Raw genomic sequence first — 7,361 nt, 5'->3', positions numbered from 1 at the left:
AGCAGGTGTTGCAGCAGGTGTTGCAGCAGGTGTTGCAGCAGGTGTTGCAGCAGGTGTTGCAGCGGGGATATTCGGGGATGCCGGTATGGCAGATGCAGGTTGCGGCGCGACTGCCGGGGCGGTGATCGCCGGGGGGGGCTCCACGGCGGTGATGGACGATGTTGGCGGCAGTGCAGCAGTCGCCGCAGCGTTGTCACGCGCGGCCATGCGCGCACCCAGCCAGCCGCCCAAGGCCAGCAAGGCCACGGTGCCCAATAGCGCCGGCCACAGCCACACCGGGGTGCTGCGTGCGGCGCGCGCGGGAGCGGGGGGCAGTTCCAGTGCCACGTCGGGCGCGTTGTCGCGGCGGCGTTCGGCTTCGGATTTGCGCAGGGCTTCTAAGATCAGGGACATCGGTTCAATCCAATACGCGCAACAGGTGCGGGCCGGGCAGGTTGTTGGCCAGCGCCATCAAGGTCAGGGGGCCGGCCACGCCATCGGCGGGCAGGCCACGGGCATTTTGGAAGATGCTGATTTGCGCGGCGCTGGCAGGCACTTCGACCTGCCCCACCCACAATGCCGCGTAGTCGCCATTCCAGTGCGCTTGCAGCAGGCTGCGGTCGATGTCGATGCGGTCTTGCCCTAGTTGCAGCCGCACGTTGCGGGCATCAACCCCCAACAGACTTGCCCACGCCTGCGTATTGCCTGCCTGCAAGCGCAGCAACAAGGGGCGATCCAGGGCGGCCAAGATTTCCAGCCGAGCACGGCCTTGCACGCAATGCACATCCGCGCGGCTGGCAGGTGTACAAGCACCCGCAGCGTCCAGGGTGATGCTGGTTGCCGGCAGCGACCACTGCGCAAGCAAGTGCTGCCACGCTTGCGCAGGGTTGTTGCCCAAGGTGGTGATATGCCGCGCCAAAGTCACGTCATCTGGGCGCGTCGCCGTGCGTGTGGCGTGGTCAGTGTTGCTGATGGGGGCTGCCACAAGGACGGGCGTGACGGCGGGTGCTGTCGGTGCGCTGCGCCACTGCATCGCTGCAAACCCCAGCGTGGCGACCGCCGCTACGCCAGCAATGATCGCCACCCAGCGCCAGTGCTGCGGCTGCACGGTGGGGGGCAGTACTTCGGTGGCGGCGGCATCGACCAAGCGGGCATCGATACCCACCGCGTCACGCGCGTAACCGGCCAATAGCGCGCGTTCGGCAATCACATTGAGCAAGCGCGGCACGCCGCCGGAGCGTGCATGCAAACGCGCCACCGCCTTGGCATCAAACGGAAACCGCGTGCCCCCGGCCACCCGCCAACGATGGCGTAGGTAGGCGTCGGTTTCTTTGGCATCCAGCGGTGCCAAGTGATAACGCGCGGTGATGCGTTGCGCCAACTGACGCAGCTCCGGGCGCGCCAATAGCGTGCGTAATTCAGGCTGCCCCAACAGCAGGATTTGCAGCAGTTTTTGGGTGTCGGTTTCAAGATTGGTCAGTAGCCGCACTTGCTCCAAGGTATCGGCCGGCAGGTTTTGTGCTTCATCAATCAACACCACCACCCGCAAGCCCTGCGCATAGGCATCTAGCAAGAAGGCGTTGAGCGCGTCGATCAACCCCTTGGTGCTGCCGCGCTTGTCCTCGATGGGGATGCGCAGTTCTTCGCAAATGGTTTCCAGTAGTTCGATGGCGTTTTGCTTGGGGTTGAGCACCAGCGCGATGCGTGCATGCGCGGGCAGTTGCTCCAGCAATAGCCGGCTGAGCGTGGTTTTGCCAGTGCCTACTTCGCCGGTGAGCTGCACAAATCCGCCGCCACCGCCTTTGTCGATGCCGAACAACAGATGCGCCAAGGCGTCCCGATGGCGCTCGCTCAAATGCACGAAGCGCGGATCGGGGGTGATCGAGAATGGCGGCTCAGTCAGGCCGTAATAGCGAAGATACATAGGCCTAGCCTGCCATGTCTTGTGTCAATCGGCGACGTGGTGGGTTTCATTGACCCCCACTTGCTGGGCGTGGCGGGGTGCCCGCCGGCCCGCCAGCAGGCCTTGCGCAAACACCACGCCCAGAATGATGGCCACGCCAAAATAGAAGCGCGCCGAGAGTTCTTGTTGTTCGTTGAAGAACACCGCCGCCAGCGCGATGGCATACACCGGCTCCAGATTGACCGACAGCTGCGCGGTAAACGCGGAAAGATGCCGCAGCGCGACTAGGCACAGCGCGAACGGCAACAAGGTGCAGGCCAATGCCAACACCAGCAACCACAGCACATCCATACCCGCCGGCAACACCAACAGCGGGCCAGCGAAGGCGGGCACCAACAGGGGCATCAGCGGTGCCAACAGGCTTAAGGTCACGGTGCCTGCACCCAGTTCCAGCGCGGTGACGGTCAGTGCGTCGCCGCCGTCGACCATGCGTTTATTGAGGCTGTTGAAGATGGCCACAAACAGCGCCGAAATCACCCCGGCCACGATGCCGGTATGCATGCCGGCCGGCACGCCCCCCACCACCAGCCAAATACCGGGCAGCGACAACACACCCAGCGCCAAGTCACCGGGACGAAAGCGCGTGCGCGTCAGCATCGGTTCGATCAAGGCGGTCATCGGCGTGGCAAATGCAATACAGGTGGCGGCCACCGAGGCATTGGCCAATTTGATCGCGCCATAAAACGTCAGCCAGTGCAGCGCCACCAACACGCCAATCCCGGCATACGCCCAGCGCGTGCGGACTGGCATGGCGCGCAGCCCACGCCAGACTTTGGGTAGCAGCGCCAGCGTGGCCACCACGATCAACATTCGCCACCACACCAGAGGTAGCGCTGGCAGGGTGATGAGCTTGCCCAAGATCGCGGTGAAGCCCCATAGCAGGACACAAAAATGGATTTGCCAGAGGGCGCGGGTGGTAGGGGAATGGGGCATCGGGGAATTATCCACGCAGGCGGGATGCAATTGGGGGCTATTTCCCGCTATGACCGATGGCGCATCGCGCGGCAGCGGCATCGTCGGCATACTCTGCGCTTTCGCCCCCCAAGGAACCTCGCATGCGTATCGCCCCACTGGCATTGGCCCTGATTTTGACCTTGGGCGCGGCATCGCCCGCGCTGGCGCAGCAGGCACCGCCGATTCGGGTGGATGACAGCATGGCGCCGCTGGCAGCAGGGTTGCCGGATGCACAACGCTTGCAGCAGTTCGATGCCTTTGTCGCTGCCGTGCAAAAAAAGTTTGATGTGCCTGGGGTGGCGGTGGCCATCGTCAAGGACGGGCAGGTGGTGATGGAGCGCGGCTACGGTGTACGCGAGCTGGGCAAGCCGGCCAAGGTGGATGCGCACACGATGTTTGCCATCGCATCCAACACCAAGGCGTTCACTGCCGCGTCGCTGAATATGTTGCAAGACGACGGCAAGTTGAAAACCACCGACCGGGTGATCGACCACTTGCCATGGTTTCGCATGAGCGATGCCTACGTCACGCGCGAGATGCGCATCCGCGACCTGTTGGCGCATCGCTCTGGTTTGAGCTTGGGTGCGGGTGACTTGTTGTATTGGCCCACCACCACCTACTCCTCACGCGAGGTGGCCGAACGCTTGAAAGACGTGCCGCTGACCGGTGGTTTTCGCGAGCAATACGCCTATGACAACATCCTGTTTGGGGTGGCAAGCTTGGTGGTGGAGTCGGCCTCGGGGATGTCGTACAAACAATTTTTGCAAACCCGCATCTGGCAGCCGCTGGGGATGACCGAGACCCGCTTCAATAGCGATGACCTCAAGCCCGGCGACAACGTGGCGGTAGGCAATGCGCAGTTTGATTTCAAAGCATTACGCCCGGTGGGCGTGACCACTTGGCGCAATGTGTCGGGTGCTGGCGGCATTTATTCCAGCGTGCATGATTTGAGCAAGTGGATGAACGCGCAACTGGCCGGCGGGGTGTATGCCGGCACTGGCGACACCGCCAAACGCCTGTTCTCCGCGCAGCGCCAGCGTGAGATGTGGACGGTGCTCACGCCCATCCCGGTGCGGCCGTCGTCGGTGCCAGAATTAGCCGCCGCCACACCGCTGTCTTCAGGCTATGGCCAAGGCTGGCAGCTTTCTGACTACAGCGGCAACCGCTTGGTGTGGCATACCGGCGGCTGGCCGGGGCAAGTGTCGCGGCTGACGTTGATGCCGGATAAAAAAATCGGCGTGATCGTGCTGACCAGTGCCGAAGCTGGGGTGGCCTTCAATGCCATCACCTACGAAGCCTTGGACATGATGCTGGGCAACAACGGCCACGATTGGTTGCAGGGGTATTCCATTGCATTTGCCAAAGCGCAGGGTAATGCCGATGAAGACTGGAAAAAGCACGTCGCCGCGCGCGCTGCCAACAGCAAACCCGCATTGCCCTTGGCGCAATACGCGGGCACCTACCGCGACCCGTGGTACGGCGATGTCCTCATCCGCCAAGGTGCAAAAGGGTTGGAAATGCAGTTCTCCAAAACCGCCGAGCTGCTGGGTGATATCGAACACTGGCAGCACGACACCTTCATCGTGCGCTGGCGCGACCGTGGCTTGAATGCCGATGCCTTCGTCAATTTTGCGCTGGATGCCGACGGCAATATCCGCGAAATGCGCATGGAGCCGATATCACCGCTGACCGACTTCAGCTTCGACTTCCAGGACCTGCGCTTGGTGCCGGTGAAGAACAAGCCGTAAGCCTAGTGGTGCGGTTTGCGGCGTGGCTCAATCCAGCGGCCACGCCAATTCCCCGCGCACCACACAGGCGGCGCGGCCACCCGACCAGACCTCACCGTTGCCATCCACGGTGAGTTCGATGATGGCGTCGTGGCCCACTTCGCGGCCTTGGCTGACCCGATAAAAGCCATCGTCGCCGGGCAGGGCATCGCGTTCGGCCAGCCACGCGGCCAAAGTTGCGTTGGCAGCGCCGGACGCGGCGTCCTCAAAACGCGCGGTGGCCCCCACAAATGCACGCACGGCGTAGTGATACACCGGGTCTTGACTGCGCGCATACACAAACAAACCCATGCTGTCGCTGGCTTCGGCCAGTTGCGCGATGGCATTCCAGTCCGGCACAACGCTGCGCAAATGGGCCTCGTTGGCCAATTCCACCAACCACCAGCGCCGCCCGCCGTCCATCAACACCGGCGGCAATGCGCCCAACTGCAAGCCGGCGATAGCGGTGGCCAGACGCGGGTCATCGGGCGTGGCGATGGCTTGCACGCGGGCGCGCGGCGTGCGCACCGCCAGCGTGCGTTGCATGCCGTCACCGTGCACGCGCAGCGGCAAATTGCCGACAATGCCTTCTTGTACCAGCAGCCCGTCACGCGGCGTCACCAAGCCCGCATCCAGCAGCGCATAGGCGGTGCCCACACTGGGGTGACCGGCAAAGGGGACTTCGCGGCGTGGGCTGAAAATGCGGATGCGGTGGGTCGCATCGGGCGTGCTGGGTGGAAACACGAAGGTGGTTTCCGGCAGCCGTGTCCAGCGTGCGATGGCCTGCATCGCGGTATCGTCCAGCCCTTGCGCATCCAACACCACCGCCAGCGGATTGCCGTTGCCGGGACGAGAAGCGAAAACATCCAGTTGCATATAACGACGAGTCATGTTGCGATGCGGCATTTGGGGGTGATGGGCCGCTAGAATGCCCGAACCCGCCGCCGGCGGCATTCCCCTTCCTCATATCCACCAAATCTCATGTCTCCTGTCCCCGTTTCCGCAGATCGCTGGCTTGTCCTCAAGTTTGGTGGGACGTCGGTCTCGAAACGCACGCGCTGGGACAATATCGGCAAATTGGCTGCGGGCCGCGCCCAGGACAACGATGCGCGGGTGCTGGTGGTGGTGTCGGCGCTGTCGGGCGTCACCAACGCGCTGACCGCGATTGCCGATGGCGCGGCCGATAGCGCGCAGCGTGTGGCCACACTGGAAGACCGTCACCGTGCCTTTGCTGCCGAGCTGGGGCTGGATGCCGATGCCGTGCTGGGCGCACGCTTGGCCGCCTTGCACGGTTTGCTCACCGATCCGCGTGCCGCCGCCCGCCCGCTGGATTGGCAGGCCGAAGTGCTGGGGCAGGGCGAGCTGCTGTCCTCCACCCTTGGCGCAGCGTATCTGCATGCGCAGGGCTTGGATATCGGTTGGATGGATGCGCGGGATTGGTTGGCGGCGTTGCCGCCGCAACCCAACCAAAGCGAATGGGCGCAGCGCTTGTCGGTCAATTGCCAAGCGCAGGCCGAAGGCGATTTCCGCCAGCGTTTTGCGCAGCAACCCACGCGGCTACTGATCACCCAAGGCTTTATCGCCCGTCATCAAGATGGCAGTACCGCGATTTTGGGGCGTGGTGGTTCGGATACCTCGGCGGCGTATTTCGGTGCGTTGCTGGGCGCGAAGCGGGTGGAAATCTGGACCGACGTGCCCGGCATGTTCAGCGCCAACCCGCGTGAAGTGCCGGATGCGCGTTTGCTGACCCGGCTGGATTATTACGAAGCGCAGGAAATCGCCACCACCGGCGCCAAAGTGCTGCACCCGCGTTCGCTGCGGCCGTCTCGCAATGGCGGTGTGCCGATGGCGATTTTGGATACCGAACGCCCGCACCTGCCCGGCACCAGCATTGATGATGCGGCGGAGCCGGTTCCCGGCGTCAAGGCGATCAGCCGCCGCAACGGCATCGTGCTGGTGTCGATGGAAGGCATCAGCATGTGGCAACAGGTCGGCTTCCTCGCCGATGTGTTCGCGCTGTTCAAGCAACATGGCTTGTCGGTAGACATGATTGGTTCGGCCGAAACCAATGTGACAGTGTCACTGGATCCGTCCGAAAACCTGGTCAACAGCGATGTGCTGGCGGCATTGTCGGCCGACCTTGCGGCAATCTGCCGGGTCAAGATCATCGTGCCGTGCGCGGCGATCACCTTGGTCGGGCGCGGCATGCGTTCGCTGCTGCATAAATTGCAGGATGTGTGGGCGATGTTCGGGCGCGAGCGCGTGCATTTGATTTCGCAATCGTCCAACGACCTCAACCTGACCTTTGTGGTGGATGAGTCCGCCGCCGATGGCATGCTGCCGAAGTTGCACGCGGCCCTGATTGATTCCGGTGCGATGCCGGTGCACGAAGCCGCCGTGTTTGGCCCGCGTTGGCGCGAGATCGAAGGCACATTCCGCCCGCGTCCACCACGCTGGTGGGAAGCCGCCGACGCGCAGGCGGCGCTGTTGGCCTGTGCCCAGCAAGGCACGCCGCGGTATGCCTATCACTTGCCCACCGTGCGCGCCCGCGCCCGTCAGTTGAAAGCGATTGCGGCGCTGGATCGGCATTTCTATGCGATCAAGGCCAATGCGCACCCAGACATTTTGCGCACACTGGTGGATGAAGGTTTCGGGCTGGAATGCGTGTCGCAGGGCGAGCTGGATCGCGTGTTCGCAGC

5 protein-coding genes and 1 pseudogene are annotated in these 7,361 nt (G+C 63.4%); 2 read left to right on the top strand and 4 right to left on the bottom strand.

Annotated elements, in window-relative coordinates; all coding sequences use genetic code 11:
* The 3 genes and pseudogenes from PK789_RS03465 to PK789_RS03455 all read right to left on the bottom strand — a co-directional run.
* Window positions 1-393: pseudogene (locus PK789_RS03465) on the bottom strand (hypothetical protein); the annotation flags it as partial.
* A gap of 4 nt (window positions 394-397) precedes the next feature.
* Window positions 398-1,903, bottom strand: coding sequence for an AAA family ATPase (locus PK789_RS03460; RefSeq protein ID WP_324307044.1), 1,506 nt, complete (start codon window positions 1,901-1,903; stop codon window positions 398-400).
* Between the two features lie 24 nt (window positions 1,904-1,927).
* On the bottom strand, window positions 1,928-2,875 hold the full coding sequence (locus PK789_RS03455) for a DMT family transporter (RefSeq protein ID WP_324307043.1): 948 nt from the start codon (window positions 2,873-2,875) through the stop codon (window positions 1,928-1,930).
* 221 nt (window positions 2,876-3,096) lie between these two features.
* Here PK789_RS03455 and PK789_RS03450 point away from each other — a divergent pair, with 221 nt between their 5' ends.
* Window positions 3,097-4,644, top strand: a complete 1,548-nt coding sequence (locus tag PK789_RS03450) for a serine hydrolase (RefSeq protein WP_324307105.1) — start codon at window positions 3,097-3,099, stop codon at window positions 4,642-4,644.
* Between the two features lie 27 nt (window positions 4,645-4,671).
* On the opposite strand, the gene PK789_RS03445 is transcribed toward PK789_RS03450, so the two are convergent.
* Entirely contained in the window at window positions 4,672-5,553 is an 882-nt protein-coding gene (locus tag PK789_RS03445) for a PhzF family phenazine biosynthesis protein (protein ID WP_324307041.1), read from the bottom strand.
* Window positions 5,554-5,643: 90 nt separating this feature from the next.
* Here PK789_RS03445 and PK789_RS03440 point away from each other — a divergent pair.
* The coding region (locus PK789_RS03440; RefSeq protein ID WP_324307038.1) for a bifunctional aspartate kinase/diaminopimelate decarboxylase at window positions 5,644-7,361 on the top strand (1,718 nt) is incomplete at its 3' end.

Source organism: Thermomonas sp. (assembly GCF_035369645.1).
Taxonomy (GTDB): domain Bacteria; phylum Pseudomonadota; class Gammaproteobacteria; order Xanthomonadales; family Xanthomonadaceae; genus Thermomonas.
This window is presented reverse-complemented; position numbering and strand designations above follow the sequence as displayed.